We start from the raw sequence: 18,453 nt of genomic DNA, 5'->3' as shown, positions 1-18,453 counted from the left end.
TATGAGATTAGTCTGCAAGCAAGAAAAGTTGCTCATTCATTTGTAAGCGGTTACTTTTTTACTCCTTCTTTTTTCTTACTATTACGCTGATCGAAAACTAAACCGATGAAAATTAAAATCCCCCAAAAGATTACGCTACCTCCAGTCATTTCAATTTCCCCCTTATTATATAAACATATTATTTTAATCACTATAACATTTTCTTAATTTTCAATCTATTAAATCCGAAAATGATATAGATTAACTTATTCCCTATTATATATCCATTAAAATATATTTGTATAACAAAAAGAGACCTTTTTATATAAAAAGGTCTCTTTTTGTTATACAAGACTTATCACTTTCGTTTTTGTAATTAAATCCTGAAAACCACAATTATCTTTGCGGAATAACATCATATATACGTTACATAATATCGGAATTCCAAGTAGTAATATGTTCGGTAATAACAATACAAAAAATCGAATCGTTAATGTTTGTAATGTTAACTTTTCACTCTTCAATGAAATTAATTTTATTCTCGTTACCTTTTTACCAAGTGTTACACCGTTCCAAATAAAGGGTAGCAAAATAAAATATATCGCCATTAATATAAAAACTACTGCAAGATCATATCTATAATCGCCAAAACTAATATTAAAGCGATTAAAAATAGCACTATAATTTCCAGTCATAACAGCTACTACTGCACCATACATAACCGAGATTAAAAACATGTCAATTAGGGAAGCACCTATGCGATTCATTACAAGCGCTGGACGATGCATCTTTAACTTCATTTTTATGTCGACTCCTTCATATCCTTCTTTACCCGTCTCATCGTACCACTTCTAAAAAACATTGTAAACTAGCGTTTCTCCTACTTTTCTTGTACAATGTGTTACAACAGCATTGTAAAGGAGGTTCCCATATTGAAAAAATGGATAATCCTATTCGTCGCATTCCTATTAGCCGGTTGTGCTGGAAATACAAATCATATAACATATACGATTAACGATGAATACGAACTCATACGTACTTCTGGAAATGCATTTGAACTTTTCCCCACGCAAGATGCTGTATACGCCACACAATACATTCCTGCAAAAATTACAGACATAGCCTGGGATGATAAATACATTATTGCAAAACAAACTGAGGAAAAGTCAGATCCGAATAATCCTGACGCAGCAATTGCAAATAAAAAAAGCGAGCATTATTGGATTATTGACGTAAAGCATAATAAACGTTTTGGCCCCTATAATGAAAAGCAATTTCATGAGCAAAAAGATGCGTTTAAAATTAAGGTGCCTTTTCAAAGTGTAGATTCATACATAAAAGAACAGAAAAAACAGTCAGCATAATAGTTTGAGCGCTGACTGTTTTTTCTTGCATATATTTAAAAACAACTTACTCAGAAAGTGAGATGTTAAAAGTTTGTGGCTCTTTTACAACATCTTGCGTTTCTGTATCTGCTGCGATTACATTATCTGTTGTAAATTTAATATCCTTTACCTTTTCTTTTCCATCATCAAGTATTAGGCCGATAATACCATCTCTTGTTTCACCAGGCTTATAGTCTTCCCTTGATACATTTTTTGTACCAACGAGCGTATCTTCATCATATAAAAAGTTTTGCGTTGCTACTTTAAAATGTTGTTTATCATTAATCGCAACATCATTCATAGAGAAAAATTGTATATTTTTATTCCCGCTATTTTCCACCTTATATGTAATTTCAACGTAACGAATCGTATCACTAATCTCTGTACCACTTAGCGATGCATATAACTCCGCATCTTCTTGACTGACTTTATCTCCTAATCTACGCTTTACTTCTTCAGGAGTTAATGCCGTATATACTTTTAATGTATTTTTTGCATCTTTACTCATCTGCGATAAAGAGATTACTTTCACATCTTGTACGTGAATTTTCATTGGTGCTACTTCAAATGTTTGATTCACAGAATGAATTTGTTCTAATTTAAAAGTACCCCATCCTGTTTCTTTCACTTTTTGTCCTACTTTTTTCAGCTCACGCCCACCATATTCTTTTGTTTCAGGAATAGATTCTTTCTTCTTCGGTTCAGCTTTCTTTTCTTCTTGATGGAAGCAACCACTTAACATAAGAAGAAAACTACATAAAACAAAAATACTTTTCCATGCTTTCATCATATAATTTCTCCTAACACTATCATTCATTAATATTAATTAGTCTTTTGCTTTGTAAACTATAGAAACAATGAGAAGTCCACAAAACGAACTTGTCAGTCCAGATACTATTATACCCCCTATTTGGAAAATATGAAAATAGGGATCTACGAAAGCGTGAACGACAAATATAAGAACTGCCACAATGATTGCCGAAATCCAATACTTTCTTTTTTCTGAAGCTATCATCATATCTTTTCCTGTTTCATCTTTATACTTCCATAGTACGTACAATAGCAATAATAAACCGACACATGTACTCCCGTGTTGCATATATTTATACACTGGAATACCATGTAATTCTCTTTGTAAAAATGGTATTTTCATAACGAAGTAGCCTGTATGATGAGTAAACGCATCCCAAACGACATGCGTGAGCATACCAAATAAAGCGGAATAGCAAAATACAAAGAAATCTTTCCATGTATGAAGCCCCCACCTCTCCTCTACTACATAAATATAGTAGCCAGCAAATGGCTTAGGTAAATGCGTTATAAACGGCTTTTTTAAAATGTAATGATACATATATGCGAGCAGAAATACAAGTGGTAAATTTAAATATAAGAACCCAGGCCATGTATGGCCAATAATACCATACGGTCTAAAGTGTAAAAAATATTCAAAATCAGGCGCCATACTCCCTAATATAAGAGCCGTTACTGAAATATGTTTAGAATGCTTTTTCGCAAAAGGAAGAACTGCTGCTGGATGTGCAAATGTAAACGGCATGTTTTAGCTCCTTTTCAGAATTACAATAGATTACATACTATCATAACGACATGAATAATCTCCATGCAATATTTATTTTCACATTGGAATATGATAGTTTAAATGATATAATCCACATGAAATATTCAGAAAATAAGGAGGGGTTCATGTGTCATTAACACTTGTCTTTTTTCTTGTTCTCTTTACCTTGTTTTTAAGTACATACATTGGATTTTTTCTATGGAATCATTTAAAAATTATAAAATACACGCCGCTTTCGTTGGCTTTATGAGCGTTCTTTTCATTTTTATATGGAAGAGGATGACTTTCGGTTGGGAAGGTCTCGGTTTTGGCGCACTTCAGTATACAATTTTCACCACAAGCTGTCTTACACTTGTATTTGCTGCCTTTTTAGAATCAAAATCTGTTATGAATTGAGGTTTATATATTGATTGACGTACCCTTTTTAAAAAATGTCACATTAAAAAAAGAAAATATCCCTAGTTTTTCCGTATATCCTTACTGTCTACCCGCTATCCGAACATTACAATCACTAGCTTTCCATCCAAATGTAACATTCATTATTGGAGAAAACGGAACGGGTAAGTCAACATTACTCGAAGCGATTGCAATTGCTTTAGGATTTAATGCCGAAGGTGGAACGAAAAATTTCCGATTTAGTACAAACGATTCACATTCGTCTTTACATGAATACCTTCGAATTTCCAAAAGTTTCAATACACCAAACGACGGTTTCTTTCTTCGTGCTGAATCATTTTATAACGTTGCTTCTTATATTGATGAAATAGATGCTATAAAATCTTATGGCGGTGTTTCACTTCATGAACAATCCCATGGTGAATCATTCTTCTCCTTATTTATGAATCGTTTTTCAGGACAAGGTTTATACATTTTAGATGAGCCCGAGGCCGCCCTATCACCAATGAGACAACTTTCTATGCTCATTCGAATGCACGAACTAGCGGAACAAGGTTCACAATTTGTTATTGCGACGCATTCTCCTATTTTAATGGCTTATCCTGAATCCACTATATACTCTTTAACACAAGAAGGAATTCACGAATCCGCCTTAGAAGACACCGAGCATTACCAAACGACGAAGCTTTTCTTTGAAAATCGTGATCGATTATTTCATCATTTATTTGATTCTTAAAAAAAGAAGCAGCGATTGCTGCTTCTTTTTATAGTGCTTCTATAAATAATGCTACTCCAATACCGCCGCCGACGCATAGAGAGGCAATTCCTTTCTCTAATCCGCGTCTCTTTAATTCATGAATTAAACTTACTGTAATACGAGCTCCTGTACAACCGATTGGATGTCCAAGTCCTACACCACTACCGTTTACATTCACTTTTTCACGATCCAAACCTAATTCTTTCTCTACAGCTAAGTATTGCGCAGCGAAAGCTTCATTAATTTCCAGTAAATCTGCATCTTCTAATGACCAATCTACTTTTTCTAATCCTTTACGAATTGCTGGTGCTGGTCCAATACCCATAATTTTCGGATCTACTCCAGCTACTGAATACCCAACAATTCTAGCTAACGGTTGTAAGCCTTTTTCTTTCGCTTTTTCTTCGCTCATTAATACTAAAACCGCGCTTCCGTCATTCAGGCCAGATGCATTCCCTGCAGTTACTGAACCGTCTTTACGGAAAGCTGGTTTTAATCCAGCTAATTTTTCTGCTGTAATATCAGCACGTGGATGTTCATCTTTTGAAAATACTACTTCTTTTCTACGTTCTTTTATCGTAATAGGAACAATTTGATCGTCAAAGTATCCAGACTCAATTGCCTTTAGCGCCAATGTATGACTGCGAAGCGCAACTTCATCTTGTTCCTCTCTTGTAATTTCATATTGTTCAACTAAATTTTCCGCTGTTTCCCCCATCATAATATGATGAATCGGATCTTCTAACACTTCCCACACCGTATCACGAATTTCTCCGTGTTGTAGACGTTGTCCCCAGCGGTGTTGTTTCAATGCATAAGGGCTTGAACTCATTGCTTCTACTCCACCTGCAACGACAACTTCACTTACACCTAATTGAATTTGCATTGCAGCCGACATAATTGCTTGCATACCTGAAGAACATTGGCGTTGGATTGTATAGCCCGTAACTGTGTCAGGAAATCCTGCCGCTAATGCAGCCGTTCTCGCCGTATTTGCTTCATCAGTTCTTTGAATACAATGACCTAAAATCACTTCATCAACTTCGTGTGGTTCTACCCCGCCTCGTTTTACAGCTTCCTGAAGTACAGGAACAGCTAATTCTACTGGCGTTACATTTTTTAGCGCTCCCCCAAAAGTTCCAATTGGCGAACGAACTGCAGCTGTAATAACAACATTATGCATTTTGCACTTGCCCCTCTCTTATGTACCCTAGTCAGTTTTTAGGTGAAATTCCATAAGATGTATGTCTACACCTATCATACTATAAACATACTAAAAAATCAAAATATTTAATATAATAAAAATAGAAGGAATTAACCTTCTATTCTGTTAATGCATATAGAAATTTTTGTAAAATCTTCTCTGTTGTTTTATTCAAATTCGGTAACTTATCTACCGGAAAATATTGAAGCTGTAATCCTTCATGGTCAAGCCTTAATTCCCCGCTCACATGATGCCCCTGATACAGATGTATGACATTAAAAATTTCATCTCCATTTGGATATTGGAAGTACACTTCTTTTCCCGAAAGAACCCCGATAAATTGCATAATTTTCGCATTTAGTCCCGTCTCTTCAAACAGTTCTCTGCGAGCAGTTTCTTCTGTCGTTTCTCCTAGCTCCATCGCCCCGCCAGGTACCCCCCAATCATATGTATCTGAACGATATTGAAGCAATACTTCTTGATTATCATTTAAGATAATAATTGCTGACCCTACTAGAATAAGCGGCCTTGTACCAACGACTTTACGTAACTCTTCAATATACCCCAATATGTAAACTCTCCTTTCCTCACCCTTCCTTATCATAACAAAATTTTTCTCCTTTTGTTGATGTAATTTTAAAGAAAAAAAGGAAGCTTTCGCTCCCTTTTTTCACCTTTATTTCTTAAAACTTTCATATTTTACAGCTTCAAAAGCTTCTTCTATTTCATCATTACGATAATGGACATATGTAAAACGCCCTAATTCTACTAATCTTGCTATTTCTTGCAACGCTTTATGTTGCTCATATGTTTCCTCAAGCTTAATATGTACATAAAATTTCATTAAAGGATGTTCATATAAAGGTTCTCCCACCTCTACATATACATCTTCCACCCCTTGTACAACTCTTACATAACTTGCAAATTGATAAAGAGCTTCTCTGTCTGAAACGATTTTTAATGTATACATATATTCTCCCCCTTTTCTTTACTATATCAAAAAGATGATCACACTACGTTATAGAACTATGAAATTTTTTCGACTTGTAATAAACAAGGCGGTTATCCATACATAGAGTCTTTTCCCAACATATATTATAGGAAGAATTTTTCAGTTGAGGTGTTCCTTATGGATCCATACGTCAATATATGTATTTGCATTACGCCAGGCGCCGATATTTCTAATGATCGTATCGCAAAAGATTTAGCAGTTGCAGAGTCAATTTGGCACCCGATTACATTTCAAATTAAAGAAGTAATTATTTTAAATGAACTTTTTCGTTTTTCTGACCGCGAAATTAGTTATAAAAATTCTATTCAAAGTCAGGAAAAATTAGCATCCTTTTTCCAAACATGTGTAAATGAAGCTCCTGAATGCGACCTTTATATTTGTTATATTGGCAGTGATTATTTCAAAGAAACAGCAGTCATTGCCTGTGCTTACTCTTTAGCGAAACAACAGCAACTTACTGGTTATATCGTTTTAACAAATTCAGCTGCCCCCATGAAAAATATATATACGCTCGCTCACGAAATCGGTCATATTTTATTTACAAGACGTGTTCACGGAAAACTTACTCACGCTGATCCTCATTCCCCAACTGGCTCGGAGCACCATCCTTCTCCAACAAATCTTATGTACCCTATCGTACCTCGTCCTGAAAATGTCCATATTCAATCCCTATTAACGAACGAACAAAAAGCACTCTCTTTACAAAGTGCTTTATTGCAAAGAAAAAAACAGTAACGCTCTTGTTACTGTTTAAAACAATATATTCCAATCAACAAACCAAATTCCGGCTGCAACGGATGCAAATATACAACTAAACATAAATACAATTACTCTAAAAATCTCTATATAATATTTCTTTGGAAATATTTTTTTGCATATCCAGAGCAGCCCTTTACCTATTAAACCGAAGAACAAAACATAACCTGATGTGTCATCTAATAAAGTATCGAAATAGTCATCGTGTAACTTTTTCGAAAAGGTAGTATATAGCCCAAAAATCGTTAAACCTAAAAATGTAATAGACAATATACCTAGAAATATACTTTGCATATTTGTTCTCCTCTTAATAAAAAATTCAGTTCGTTCGCTATTAATATAAAGCTAGCTTACAGTTTTTTTCTCCTCAATTTTCAAAGACCATCTCATTAATACATATAAACTTCCGTACAGAAGTAACGGCTCTAGCATTCCCCAATATGGGTTGTTCTTCCCTAATTCTTTAAATACAAACATAATGAATAGCGGGACAATAACAGTTAATATCCCAATCCAGCCAAGTATGTATGCTTCCCCAATTAACAGTACTAACAAGATAACTCCAGCTAGTATATAACTTTGTATAGTCGTTAATTGTAATACAGGTGTCCCATACCATTTATTCATAAACATCAATAATATTAGTAATAAAATCGGTAGCAATGCTGCTACATAAATAATGCTAAATTCTTTTATTTTACTCTTAAATGATGACATTTTAAAAGCAAATATAATTCCTACAATCGTAATCATTAAAACAATTGGGTATCCAATTAATTGTACATTCGTTAATGTAAATTCATGATTTGGGCTTTCAAATAAAATATTTGTAAGTAACCAATATCCCCCTATTCCAATTATCATTCCTAAAATAGTCTTTATACTCCCGCCTTTATCCCTCTCCATCTCTTTCGCTAATTCTTCTGCATACTCTTTTGGCGAATCACCAAATATATCACTTACCGTCTTTCCCTCCTTCTCACCTTCTATTAAATGAAGTTCTGCATCTTCTAGAAAAGCATCCACATCTTCTTCTTTCATTCCTTTTGTTATTAAATATACTTTCGTATCAATTAAAAACTTTTCCCCTTCTTTAGAAATCTTCATAATAATCCCTCCTTTATTAAACCGTTTCTCTTCTATTCGTCTTCATCATAATTTCAAGGAAGATTAAAATAAACAAACTTCCGTATAAACATATAATTTGAAATAAAATTGGAACAAGGTCTTCTGATATAAATGTTTTAAACAATAACATAATCGAAAGTGGAATAATTAAATATAAGTTTTTAAACCATCCATTAAAATATATATTTATTGCTACTGTAATGATGAAAATACCACCGGCTAATATATAACTTTGCATTTGGGTGAATATAAACATTTTTGTAGGATAAATCACATCTAATATCGTTACAGCCCCTATTAGAAACATTGGTGCGATTATGACTAAAGACCACATAACAAACCATGTTTTTGTAAAACTTGTTACGAAGGTCATTTTGCGAAGTAGAAAATTAGGACCTATCACAACTAAAATCAATGACAAACTATATCCAACGCACTGAATAAGTGACATCTGTAATAATCCGTTATTCACTATTAGAATAGAAGCCATAATCCAAAACGATACGATATTCATTACTGTAAAACCAATTTGCTTCCACGTTTCCTGTCTATCCCTTTCCATCACTTTTACAAGTTCATTTGCATATTCTTTCGGTGAGCTTCCGAAAATTTCTTCTACACTTTTCCCATCACTCTCACCTTCTATTAAATGAAGTTCTGCGTCTTCGATAAAGCTTTCAATATCGCTTTCTTTCACACTCTTTGCAGTCAAAAACAATCTCATATCTAATAAAAATTTTCGCGCTTCATTTGATAGCATTATTTTCTTCTCCCCTTCCCTTCAAGTAGACGTTCCACACTACTTTGCATCGCTTCCCAGCGATCCATAAATTCATCCAGTGCATCTTCGCCATTTTCTGTTAACGTGTAATACTTCCGTTTTGGACCAGTTGGGGATTCTTTCATTACACTTGTTATAAGTCCTTCCTTTTGCATTCGTATTAATAACGGATAAATACTTCCTTCACTCGCCATTGTAAAGCCATACTTTGCTAGCTTCTCACTCATTTCATAACCGTATATTTCACCTTCAGAAATAATAGCAAGTAAGCATCCTTCTAAAATCCCTTTCAGCATTTGACTTGTCGACATAATTCAAATCCTCCCACTATCTTGTTTTACAAGATAGATAAGCGTAAGTATCTTGCTTTACAAAATAGTATAGCAGAGACTATTTTGCAAAACAAGATAGCTAACGATATTTTTCCAAATCTTTGCAGGATTTTTATTATCCACTCTCTAAATAGAGCAATATAAGAACTTTATTACGAAGGGATGTTTTTCATCATGGTTACAAATCGAGTTGTTTTTTTAACAGGTGCTGCAAGTGGTATTGGTTATGAAATGGGAAAAGCTTTTGCAAAAGAAGGTGCAAAAGTTGTTATTACCGATCGTCTTGAAGAACGTGCAAAAGAAGCTGCTGAACAACTACAAAAAGAGGGCTTTCAAGCTATCGGCTTAAAATGTGATGTTACATCCGAAGAAGAAATAGAAGCATCCATTTCCCAAACTGTTAATCATTTCGGTTCATTAGACATATTAATTAATAACGCAGGCATGCAACACGTTTCACCAATTGAAGATTTTCCAACCGAAAAGTTTGAGCTACTAATTAAAATTATGCAAATCGCTCCTTTTATCGCCATTAAACATGCCTTTCCGATTATGAAAAAGCAAAAGTATGGCCGAATTATTAATGTCGCTTCCATTAATGGCCTCGTTGGATTTGCAGGGAAATCCGCCTACAATAGCGCGAAACATGGTGTAATTGGATTAACAAAAGTTGCTGCTTTAGAAGGCGCTACGCATGGTATTACTGTAAATGCACTGTGTCCTGGTTATGTCGATACCCCTCTTGTACGTAATCAACTACAAGACTTAGCTACTACACGAAATGTACCACTTGAAAATGTTTTGGAGGAAGTCATTTATCCACTTGTACCGCAAAAACGCTTATTACAAGTACAAGAAATCGCTGATTATGCAATCTTTTTAGCGAGCGAAAAAGCGAAAGGTATAACCGGGCAAGCTGTCGTTATCGATGGTGGTTATACTGCTCAATAAAAAATAAAGTTTGCTCACGAAGAGCAAACTTTATTTTTTATCGCGAGGATCGTCATACTGTAGTAATTGCCGCGGCAACTTTTCTATTGCAACAATTACCCCATCTAATTTGCTTTCAATTCGATGGAGTAAATATAATGTTACAACAATCGGAAACCCTACATTACCTACCATCCTGATCCACTCTTCCATTCTTTTCGCCTCCTTTCATTATATAAATAAGAGAAAAGAATACATTTAGGCATAAAAAAACAAGCTATTATATATTAGCTTGTCTTTCAAATAATAATGCAATTTCTCGTTTATAATCCCCGCGTATAATACCTCGCTCAGTAATAATGCCTGTAATTAATTCGTTTGGCGTTACATCAAATGCTGGATTATAAACAGTAGTTCCAACTGGCGTTACTTGTTTCCCAAAAATTTTCGTAACTTCTGTTTCATCCCTTTCTTCAATAACAATTCCAGCGCCTGTTTGTTTCGTAATATCAAATGTAGATAACGGAGCTGCAACGTAGAACGGGATATCGAAATACTTTGCTAATATAGCTAAATTCATCGTTCCGATTTTATTTGCTGTATCCCCATTTGCGACAATTCGGTCCGCTCCTACAATAATTGCGTTGATTTCTTTCGTTTGAATAGCATGAGCTGCCGTATTATCTGTAATAAGCGTTACATCAATACCTGCCTGTTTTAATTCCCAAGTCGTTAAACGCCCGCCTTGTAAAACTGGTCTCGTTTCACATGCATATGCATGTAAATGTACACCTTTTTCTTTCCCAATATAAAACGGTGCTAGTGCAGTACCATATTTAGCAGTTGCAATACTGCCAGCGTTACAAATTGTTAAAATGTTATCACCGTCTTTAAAGCATGATAATGCATGTTCTCCAATACTCCTGCATACTGCTTCATCTTCTTGCTGAATGAGAAGCGCTTCTTCTTCTAATATTTTTTGTGCTTCTTTTATTGTAGTAATTTCTTGAATAGATTCTCTCATACGATCGATTGCCCAAAATAAATTGACTGCTGTCGGGCGTGACGTTCCCAAATAATTACAATCTCTATTAAACTTCTTTTGAAATTCTTCAATATGTAAAGTAGTATATTTTTTTGCTGCAAGCGCCAAGCCAAATGCAGCTACAATTCCAATTGCCGGTGCTCCTCGTACTTCTAGCATGACAATACTTTTCCATACCTCTTCAATCGTCGTTAATGTTTTATATTCTGTGCTATGCGGCAACTTTGTTTGATTTAATACTGCAATAGCATCCCCTTTCCAACTGACAGACCTCGGAATCGTAACAATTGTACTCATGCTTTTACCCCTCCAGAAACTGTCTGTTGAAATAATGTTCGGAACAGTTGAATATCAGCGTTTTTAGATTCATATTTTATTAGTTCTTTACCTAAGGATAAAGCTTGTTTCTTGGCTTGAATTCTCTTTTCTTTATTTGCTATTTCATCTAAATCAGCTACATGTGCTAAGCCAATTGTTCTTCGGATAAGCTCACATCCAGCAAATCCGACCACATCCGTAAAAATATTTTGCAAAATAATCGGCAACCATTGTTTTTCTTTCGTATATGCTTCTACACCTTCTCCAATCCATAACTTTGTAAAAGTGTCTACGAAATAGCTCCATGTTTTCTCAATATGGAAAAATAGCACACTTCTCTGTTCTTCCTCTCTAGATAGAGCATTTAATAATAGATTTGCAATAAATTGACCAAGATCAAATCCAAATGGGCCATAAGTTGCAAACTCCGGATCAATCACTTTCGTTTCAGAAGGTGATGAAAAAATACTACCAGTATGTAAATCACCATGAATAAGTGCTTCTTTTCTCGTTAAAAACTTATATTTATATTGTGCTACTTTTAATTTTAAAGTTTTATCACTCCACAATTCATCAACCGCTAGTTGTAATTCCGGCTCATAATCATTCGTATCGTAATGGCCAAACGGATCTGTAAACACTAAATCTTCTGTAATCTTGCAGAGATCTGGGTTTACAAATGTACCTTCTAGTCCCCTTTTCTCTTCTGACTGTAAACCGAAATCTGAAGTATAAAATAAAACATTTGCTAGAAAACGACCGATATGTTGGGATAAAAGTGGATATTCTTCTCCATCTATTAATCCTTTTCTTGTAATTGTTAGTCTTGATAAGTCTTCTATTACTGTTACTGCTAACTCTTCATCATGACTGTGCACTACCGGAACATAATCCGGTACATACTTCGCAAAAATTTTCAGTGCCTTGCTTTCAATTGTCGCTCTTTTTATAGATAACGGCCAGCTTTCACCAACTACTTTCGCATATGGCAGTGCCTGTTTTATTATAATAGACTTCTCTCCATCATCTAATTTGAACACGTAATTTAAATTTCCATCTCCAATTTCATGACAAAATACATTTGCTTTCTTTTCAAAATAACCGTGTTCTTTCGCATATTGTATAGCTGTTGTTTCAGTTAATGCATAATATCCCATCGTCTTCTCCCCCTTTTTTATATTCAGAGGTTTTTCTGACGTAGAAAAACCTCTTTCCACTAAGAAAGAGGTTTGAAGTTTATCTTCTCCCCTCTTATCTGCCAGAAAGTTTTACTTTCTGCTGGAATTAGCACCGTGCCTTTTGGCGTAAATAAACGCCCCATTTCACAATGGTATTACGGTCGGTTGCTGGGCTTCATCGGGCCAAATCCCTCCACCTGCTCTTGATAAGAGTTGTATAATTTTTTAGAATTTTTAACTTTATGTTGAAGACTATACCAAGAATAAAAATCACTTGTCAACATTTTATTTGTATAATTCTGGACGTCGATCCGCAAAAACTGGAATTCCTTTGCGTACTTCTTTAATTTTCTCGAATGTAAGCTCTCCAAATAGAATTGCTTCTTCTTCATTTGCTTCTACAACAACTTCGCCCCAAGGATCGACAATTAAAGAATGGCCAGCAAACTCATTATTTGGATCCTTCCCTGCCCTATTACATGCTACAACATAACACTGGTTTTCAACTGCTCTTGCTTGTAATAGCAAACGCCAATGTGCTAAACGAACTAATGGCCATTCAGCTACAACAAATAAAACTTTTGCACCTTTAGCAGTATGAACGCGCATCCACTCCGGAAAACGAATATCATAGCAAATTGTGCCAGCGCACTCTACATCATCTAACTTAAATTCACCAGTACGATTTCCAGCGATTAAATATTTATGTTCATCCATAAGCTGAAATAAATGCACTTTACTATATTCATGGACTAGTTCTCCTTTATTCGTTACAACATACATTGTATTTGTAACACCTTGCTCCGTTTGCTTTGCTATAGAACCACCAACAATATGTACACCATATTGTTTCGACCATTCTATCAACTTTTCTTTCGTTTCCAATCCATCCCTATCTGCAATTTCAGAGAGTCTCGTTAAATCATAACCTGTTGTCCATAGTTCTGGTAAGACGATAACATCTGGTCTTTCCTTCATCGCTTCGCTTATTTTATTTTTAGCATTCTCAATATTTTTTTCTACATCTCCAAAGACAATATCCATCTGAATACATGCGACTTTCATTTTTTCAGCCCCATTCTCATTTTTTTCTTTACAAAATACTGGAAAGATTATATCATTTGTCACTAGAATTGTAACAACTTTCAAAAGAGGTGGAAAGTATGAAATCATTTCAACCTTCTGAGATAGTAACATCATTGCCAACACAATTTTTCGCTTCACTTGTTGCAAAAGTTAACAAAGTCGTTGCAGCTGGTCACGATGTTATTAATCTAGGTCAAGGTAATCCAGATCAACCAACACCGCAGCATATCGTAAAAGCTTTGCAAGATGCTGCTGAAAAGACCATTCATCATAAATATCCGCCATTTCGCGGACACGAAAGCTTAAAAGAAGCTGTAGCAACATTCTATCAACGTGAATACGGCGTAGAATTAAATTCGAAAACTGAAATTGCTATTTTGTTTGGTGGAAAGGCTGGATTAGTAGAATTACCAGTTTGCTTTACAAACCCTGGTGATACGATTCTCGTTCCCGATCCAGGTTATCCAGATTATTTATCAGGTGTCGCTTTAGCAAAAGCAAAATTTGAAACAATGCCACTTATTGCAGAAAATAACTTTTTACCAGATTATGCAAAAATTGATGATTCTATTGCCGAGCGTGCAAAATTAATGTTTTTAAACTATCCAAATAATCCTACAGGTGCTACTGCATCAAAAGATTTTTTTGATGAAACAATTCATTTTGCCAATAAACACAATATATTAGTTGTTCATGATTTTGCTTATGGTGCTATAGGATTCGACGGTCAAAAGCCAGTTAGTTTCTTACAAGCAGACGGTGCCAAAGATACAGGAATCGAAATTTACACATTATCGAAAACTTTTAATATGGCTGGCTGGCGCATCGCTTTTGCTGTAGGGAATGAAAGTGTCATTGAAACCATTAACTTATTACAAGATCATATGTATGTTAGCATCTTCGGTGCAGTTCAAGATGCCGCCCGCGAAGCACTATTAAGTTCACAGTCTTGCGTAATAGACCTTGTAAATAGTTACGAAGCTCGACGAAACGCTCTTATTTCAGCTTGTCACTCAATTGGTTGGAATGTAAACATTCCAACAGGATCATTCTTTGCATGGCTTCCTGTTCCAAAAGGATATACTTCTGAGCAATTTTCTAATATTTTACTAGAAAAAGCACATGTCGCAGTTGCTCCTGGTGTTGGATTTGGTGAGCATGGCGAAGGGTATGTCCGTGTTGGTCTCTTACATACAGAAGATAGGTTAAGAGAAGCCATTCATCGAATTGATAAATTAAATTTTTTCAAAAAGTAATTGACAACATGAAAAATATCTGACAAAATTCAGTTATCTTAAAAATTTAAACATTTCTAAATACTTCTTATCAAGAGCAGGTGGAGGGACGAGCCCGACGAAACCCGGCAACCGATCTACAATTGTAGACACGGTGCTAATTCTCGCAGCATTACGCTGACAGATAAGGAGCTGGTTGTAAAAAAACCTCTCCTTAGCTGAGAGGTTTTTTTATTTAACTAGGAGGTTATAACAATGAGCGGAATTATAGCGACATATTTAATCCATGATGATTCACATAACTTAGAAAAAAAAGCTGAGCAAATTGCACTCGGTTTAACAATTGGCTCTTGGACTCATTTGCCACATTTATTGCAAGAACAATTAAAGCAGCATAAAGGCAACGTCATTCATGTTGAGGAATTAGCTGCACATGAACATACCAATTCGTATTTACGTAAAAAAGTGAAACGCGGAATTATTAAAATCGAATATCCGTTATTAAATTTCAGTCCAGATTTACCAGCAATTTTAACGACTACATTTGGAAAGCTATCACTTGATGGCGAAGTAAAATTAATTGACTTAACTTTTTCAGACGAATTAAAAAAACAGTTTCCTGGTCCAAAATTCGGGATAGATGGTATTCGAAATCTTTTACAAGTACATGATCGTCCCCTTTTAATGAGTATTTTTAAAGGAATGATTGGACGAAATATTGGGTATTTAAAAACGCAATTACGCGATCAAGCAATTGGTGGTGTAGATATCGTAAAAGATGATGAGATATTATTCGAAAATGCATTAACACCACTTACGAAACGCATCGTATCTGGAAAAGAAGTTTTACAATCCGTATATGAAACGTACGGACATAAAACGTTATATGCCGTAAATTTAACAGGACGAACTTTTGATTTAAAAGAAAATGCGAAACGTGCAGTGCAAGCTGGAGCTGATATTCTATTATTTAACGTATTCTCTTACGGACTAGATGTACTACAATCACTTGCAGAAGATGATGAAATCCCGCTTCCTATTATGGCACACCCTGCTGTAAGTGGTGCTTATTCCGCATCCAAGTTATATGGAGTTTCATCTCCATTATTACTCGGAAAGCTACTCCGTTATGCTGGGGCTGACTTTTCATTATTCCCATCTCCATACGGAAGTGTTGCGCTAGAAAAAGAGGAAGCTCTTGCTATCTCAAAATATTTAACTGAAGGCGATTCATTTTTCAAGAAGAGCTTTTCTGTTCCGTCTGCTGGTATTCACCCTGGTTTCGTTCCCTTTATTGTACGAGATTTCGGTAAAGATGTTGTTATTAATGCTGGTGGCGGAATACATGGACATCCAAATGGGGCGCAGGGCGGCGGTAAAGCTTTCCGTGCTGCAATTGATGCTACTTTGCAAAATAAACCACTCCATGAAGTAGATGACATAAATTTGCATAGCGCACTACAAATATGGGGAAATCCCTCTCATGAGGTGAAATTATGAGTATTCAAGTATTTTGTGATTTCGATGGCACGATTACAAATAATGATAACATTATGTCCATTATGGAAAAATTTGCACCACCAGAAGCTGAAGAAGTAAAGAATAGAATTTTATCACAAGAGCTATCTATTCAAGAAGGTGTTTCTCAATTATTTCAATTCATACCTACTAATCTGCACGATGAAATTATTCAATTTTTAATAGAGACTGCTGAAATCCGTAATGGTTTTCATGAATTTATACAATTTGTAAATAAAAATAATATTTCCTTTTATGTTATATCAGGTGGAATGGATTTCTTCGTCTATCCACTCTTACAAGGACTCATTCCGAAAGAGCAAATTTACTGTAATGAAACAGATTTTTCAAATGAATACATTACGGTGAATTGGCCTCATCCTTGTGATCATCATTGTCAAAATCATTGCGGATTATGTAAATCATCACTCATCCGTAAATTAAGTAATACAAATGACTTCCATATTGTAATCGGAGATTCAATTACTGATTTACAAGCTGCGAAACAAGCGGATAAAGTGTTCGCTCGTGACTTCCTTATTACAAAATGTGAAGAAAATCATATTTCTTATACACCATTTGAATCGTTTCACGATATTCAAAACGAATTAAAACATTTGTTGGAGGTGAAATTATGAAACAACTTTTTCGTCAATGGTATGACTTAAGTGAGATAAAAAAAGAATTAACAACACGAAATTGGTTTCCAGCAACGAGTGGTAATATTTCTATAAAGGTTAGTCATGAACCACTCACTTTTCTCATTACAGCAAGTGGTAAAGATAAAACAAAAACGACTCCAGATGATTTTCTATTAGTAGATCATCTAGGGGTTCCCGTATTAGAAACTGAATTACGTCCTTCAGCAGAAACAATCTTGCATACACATATTTATAATAATACGAATGCTGGATGCGTCCTTCATGTTCATACAACCGATAACAATGTTATCACAAATTTATATAGTGATGCAGTCACACTTCAAAATCAAGAAATTATTAAAGCTCTCGATATTTGGGAAGAAGGTGCAACAATAAACATTCCTATTATCGAAAACCATGCCCATATCCCAACGCTTGGAGAAAACTTCCGCAAGCATATACAAGGAGATTCGGGGGCAGTATTAATCCGTAACCATGGTATTACCGTATGGGGCCGAGATAGCTTTGATGCAAAGAAAAGATTAGAAGCTTATGAGTTTTTATTCCAATTTCATATAAAACTATTATCAATTCAAGGAGGCGTTTCTAATGGCGCAAATTCGTATTCATGAAATAAATACTCGCATTGAAAATGAAGTGGAAGTATCAAAATTTCTACAAGAGGAAGGCGTTTTATATGAGAAATGGAATATTTCCAAACTTCCTACTCATTTAAAAGAAAATTACTCATTAACAGATGAAAACAAAGCTGAAATATTAGCTGTGTTTTCAAAAGAAATTGCTGATGTTTCATCACGCCGAGGTTATAAAGCACATGATGTAATTTCACTTTCAAATAGCACACCTAACCTTGACGAACTATTAATTAATTTCCAAAAAGAACACCATCATACTGATGATGAAGTTCGCTTTATTGTTAGTGGTCATGGCATCTTTGCCATTGAAGGAAAAGATGGGACATTCTTTGACGTTGAACTTGAGCCAGGCGATCTCATATCTGTTCCTGAAAATGCAAGACATTATTTTACCTTGCAAGATGATCGTCAAGTTGTAGCTATTCGTATTTTTGTTACAACTGAAGGCTGGGTTCCAATCTATTAAGGTAGTTAGTTGAATAAAAGGCCTTGGACCCCCTTTTCCAACCTTTTATTCACTCTACATATATACATCCTCCT

24 protein-coding genes, 1 pseudogene and 2 riboswitches are annotated in these 18,453 nt (G+C 35.0%); of the genes and pseudogenes, 10 read left to right on the top strand and 15 right to left on the bottom strand.

Annotated elements, in window-relative coordinates; genetic code table 11:
• Positions 1–50 precede the first annotated feature (50 nt).
• Both PDK19_RS03580 and PDK19_RS03575 read right to left on the bottom strand, forming a co-directional pair.
• The gene (locus tag PDK19_RS03580; protein ID WP_000145657.1) at positions 51–149 is read right to left on the bottom strand and encodes a hypothetical protein; all 99 of its coding nucleotides are present in this window, start codon (positions 147–149) and stop codon (positions 51–53) included.
• A 174-nt stretch (positions 150–323) separates the two neighbouring features.
• Positions 324–779 carry an RDD family protein gene (locus tag PDK19_RS03575; RefSeq protein WP_000769088.1) on the bottom strand — a complete coding sequence of 152 codons (456 nt, stop codon included), beginning with the start codon at positions 777–779 and terminating at the stop codon, positions 324–326.
• Between the two features lie 132 nt (positions 780–911).
• Between PDK19_RS03575 and PDK19_RS03570 the strand changes: the two genes are divergently transcribed.
• Positions 912–1,343: a DUF3997 domain-containing protein gene (locus tag PDK19_RS03570; protein ID WP_014893531.1), complete on the top strand. Its 432-nt coding sequence runs from the start codon at positions 912–914 to the stop codon at positions 1,341–1,343.
• Between the two features lie 46 nt (positions 1,344–1,389).
• Here the strand turns inward: PDK19_RS03570 and PDK19_RS03565 are convergent, their stop codons facing one another.
• Together PDK19_RS03565 and PDK19_RS03560 are read right to left on the bottom strand one after the other, a co-directional pair.
• Positions 1,390–2,154, bottom strand: a complete 765-nt coding sequence (locus PDK19_RS03565) for a hypothetical protein (protein WP_000973891.1) — start codon at positions 2,152–2,154, stop codon at positions 1,390–1,392.
• 36 nt (positions 2,155–2,190) lie between these two features.
• Positions 2,191–2,919 carry a DUF4184 family protein gene (locus tag PDK19_RS03560; RefSeq protein ID WP_001116846.1) on the bottom strand — a complete coding sequence of 243 codons (729 nt, stop codon included), beginning with the start codon at positions 2,917–2,919 and terminating at the stop codon, positions 2,191–2,193.
• Between the two features lie 148 nt (positions 2,920–3,067).
• Here PDK19_RS03560 and PDK19_RS03555 point away from each other — a divergent pair.
• Positions 3,068–3,336, top strand: a pseudogene (locus PDK19_RS03555) (hypothetical protein).
• Positions 3,337–3,346: 10 nt separating this feature from the next.
• Positions 3,347–4,072 (top strand): AAA family ATPase, encoded by a 726-nt coding sequence (locus tag PDK19_RS03550; protein WP_000567987.1) that lies wholly within the window; start codon positions 3,347–3,349, stop codon positions 4,070–4,072.
• A gap of 28 nt (positions 4,073–4,100) precedes the next feature.
• On the opposite strand, the gene PDK19_RS03545 is transcribed toward PDK19_RS03550, so the two are convergent.
• The 3 genes from PDK19_RS03545 to PDK19_RS03535 all read right to left on the bottom strand — a co-directional run bounded on the left by PDK19_RS03545 (position 4,101) and on the right by PDK19_RS03535 (position 6,267).
• Positions 4,101–5,276, bottom strand: a complete 1,176-nt coding sequence (locus tag PDK19_RS03545) for an acetyl-CoA C-acetyltransferase (RefSeq protein ID WP_000552083.1) — start codon at positions 5,274–5,276, stop codon at positions 4,101–4,103.
• 139 nt (positions 5,277–5,415) lie between these two features.
• Complete coding sequence (locus PDK19_RS03540) at positions 5,416–5,865, bottom strand: NUDIX hydrolase (RefSeq protein ID WP_000540524.1); 450 nt, start codon at positions 5,863–5,865, stop codon at positions 5,416–5,418.
• Positions 5,866–5,973: 108 nt separating this feature from the next.
• Positions 5,974–6,267 (bottom strand): DUF3928 family protein, encoded by a 294-nt coding sequence (locus PDK19_RS03535; RefSeq protein ID WP_000288327.1) that lies wholly within the window; start codon positions 6,265–6,267, stop codon positions 5,974–5,976.
• Positions 6,268–6,426: 159 nt separating this feature from the next.
• Between PDK19_RS03535 and PDK19_RS03530 the strand changes: the two genes are divergently transcribed.
• Positions 6,427–7,044 carry an ImmA/IrrE family metallo-endopeptidase gene (locus PDK19_RS03530; protein ID WP_000371624.1) on the top strand — a complete coding sequence of 206 codons (618 nt, stop codon included), beginning with the start codon at positions 6,427–6,429 and terminating at the stop codon, positions 7,042–7,044.
• Positions 7,045–7,059: 15 nt separating this feature from the next.
• Here PDK19_RS03530 and PDK19_RS03525 read toward each other — a convergent pair whose 3' ends face one another.
• Genes PDK19_RS03525 through PDK19_RS03510 form a run of 4 tightly spaced genes read right to left on the bottom strand, consistent with a single transcriptional unit; the run spans position 7,060 to position 9,285 of the window.
• Complete coding sequence (locus tag PDK19_RS03525) at positions 7,060–7,359, bottom strand: DNA-binding protein (RefSeq protein WP_074615480.1); 300 nt, start codon at positions 7,357–7,359, stop codon at positions 7,060–7,062.
• 51 nt (positions 7,360–7,410) lie between these two features.
• Entirely contained in the window at positions 7,411–8,172 is a 762-nt protein-coding gene (locus tag PDK19_RS03520) for a DUF1129 domain-containing protein (protein WP_074567410.1), read from the bottom strand.
• 16 nt (positions 8,173–8,188) lie between these two features.
• A complete protein-coding gene (locus PDK19_RS03515) occupies positions 8,189–8,953 on the bottom strand; it encodes a DUF1129 domain-containing protein (RefSeq protein WP_000950444.1) in 765 nt (254 codons plus the stop codon).
• Positions 8,953–9,285 carry a PadR family transcriptional regulator gene (locus tag PDK19_RS03510; RefSeq protein ID WP_000107994.1) on the bottom strand — a complete coding sequence of 111 codons (333 nt, stop codon included), beginning with the start codon at positions 9,283–9,285 and terminating at the stop codon, positions 8,953–8,955. Before PDK19_RS03510 ends, PDK19_RS03515 begins: the two co-directional genes overlap by 1 nt.
• Before the next feature lie 195 nt (positions 9,286–9,480).
• Between PDK19_RS03510 and PDK19_RS03505 the strand changes: the two genes are divergently transcribed.
• On the top strand, positions 9,481–10,257 hold the full coding sequence (locus tag PDK19_RS03505) for a 3-hydroxybutyrate dehydrogenase (RefSeq protein WP_074567411.1): 777 nt from the start codon (positions 9,481–9,483) through the stop codon (positions 10,255–10,257).
• Between the two features lie 30 nt (positions 10,258–10,287).
• Here PDK19_RS03505 and PDK19_RS03500 read toward each other — a convergent pair whose 3' ends face one another.
• The 4 genes from PDK19_RS03500 to PDK19_RS03485 form a co-directional block, all read right to left on the bottom strand.
• Positions 10,288–10,449 (bottom strand): YvrJ family protein, encoded by a 162-nt coding sequence (locus PDK19_RS03500; RefSeq protein ID WP_000393346.1) that lies wholly within the window; start codon positions 10,447–10,449, stop codon positions 10,288–10,290.
• A 67-nt stretch (positions 10,450–10,516) separates the two neighbouring features.
• Positions 10,517–11,578: an S-methyl-5-thioribose-1-phosphate isomerase gene (gene mtnA / locus PDK19_RS03495; protein ID WP_000104586.1), complete on the bottom strand. Its 1,062-nt coding sequence runs from the start codon at positions 11,576–11,578 to the stop codon at positions 10,517–10,519.
• The gene (mtnK, locus tag PDK19_RS03490) at positions 11,575–12,756 is read right to left on the bottom strand and encodes an S-methyl-5-thioribose kinase (RefSeq protein WP_000542619.1); all 1,182 of its coding nucleotides are present in this window, start codon (positions 12,754–12,756) and stop codon (positions 11,575–11,577) included. The genes mtnA and mtnK overlap by 4 nt, the downstream gene beginning before the upstream one ends.
• A gap of 91 nt (positions 12,757–12,847) precedes the next feature.
• Positions 12,848–12,990: riboswitch (SAM riboswitch) on the bottom strand.
• Positions 12,991–13,062: 72 nt separating this feature from the next.
• Complete coding sequence (locus PDK19_RS03485; protein WP_029141189.1) at positions 13,063–13,926, bottom strand: carbon-nitrogen family hydrolase; 864 nt, start codon at positions 13,924–13,926, stop codon at positions 13,063–13,065.
• 14 nt (positions 13,927–13,940) lie between these two features.
• Between PDK19_RS03485 and PDK19_RS03480 the strand changes: the two genes are divergently transcribed.
• From PDK19_RS03480 to PDK19_RS03460, 5 genes are all read left to right on the top strand, one after another.
• Positions 13,941–15,119 (top strand): pyridoxal phosphate-dependent aminotransferase, encoded by a 1,179-nt coding sequence (locus PDK19_RS03480; RefSeq protein WP_000834739.1) that lies wholly within the window; start codon positions 13,941–13,943, stop codon positions 15,117–15,119.
• 64 nt (positions 15,120–15,183) lie between these two features.
• Positions 15,184–15,289: riboswitch (SAM riboswitch) on the top strand.
• 64 nt (positions 15,290–15,353) lie between these two features.
• Positions 15,354–16,598, top strand: a complete 1,245-nt coding sequence (mtnW, locus tag PDK19_RS03475) for a 2,3-diketo-5-methylthiopentyl-1-phosphate enolase (RefSeq protein ID WP_000014177.1) — start codon at positions 15,354–15,356, stop codon at positions 16,596–16,598.
• Positions 16,595–17,254 carry a 2-hydroxy-3-keto-5-methylthiopentenyl-1-phosphate phosphatase gene (gene mtnX, locus PDK19_RS03470; RefSeq protein ID WP_000027469.1) on the top strand — a complete coding sequence of 220 codons (660 nt, stop codon included), beginning with the start codon at positions 16,595–16,597 and terminating at the stop codon, positions 17,252–17,254. Before mtnW ends, mtnX begins: the two co-directional genes overlap by 4 nt.
• A complete protein-coding gene (locus PDK19_RS03465; RefSeq protein WP_000811331.1) occupies positions 17,251–17,889 on the top strand; it encodes a methylthioribulose 1-phosphate dehydratase in 639 nt (212 codons plus the stop codon). Before mtnX ends, PDK19_RS03465 begins: the two co-directional genes overlap by 4 nt.
• The gene (locus PDK19_RS03460) at positions 17,867–18,379 is read left to right on the top strand and encodes a 1,2-dihydroxy-3-keto-5-methylthiopentene dioxygenase (RefSeq protein ID WP_000057307.1); all 513 of its coding nucleotides are present in this window, start codon (positions 17,867–17,869) and stop codon (positions 18,377–18,379) included. Before PDK19_RS03465 ends, PDK19_RS03460 begins: the two co-directional genes overlap by 23 nt.
• Positions 18,380–18,453 lie beyond the last annotated feature (74 nt).

The sequence above is a fragment of the Bacillus cereus group sp. BcHK124 genome, from assembly GCF_027712065.1.
Taxonomy (GTDB): Bacteria; Bacillota; Bacilli; order Bacillales; family Bacillaceae_G; genus Bacillus_A; species Bacillus_A pacificus.
This window is presented reverse-complemented; position numbering and strand designations above follow the sequence as displayed.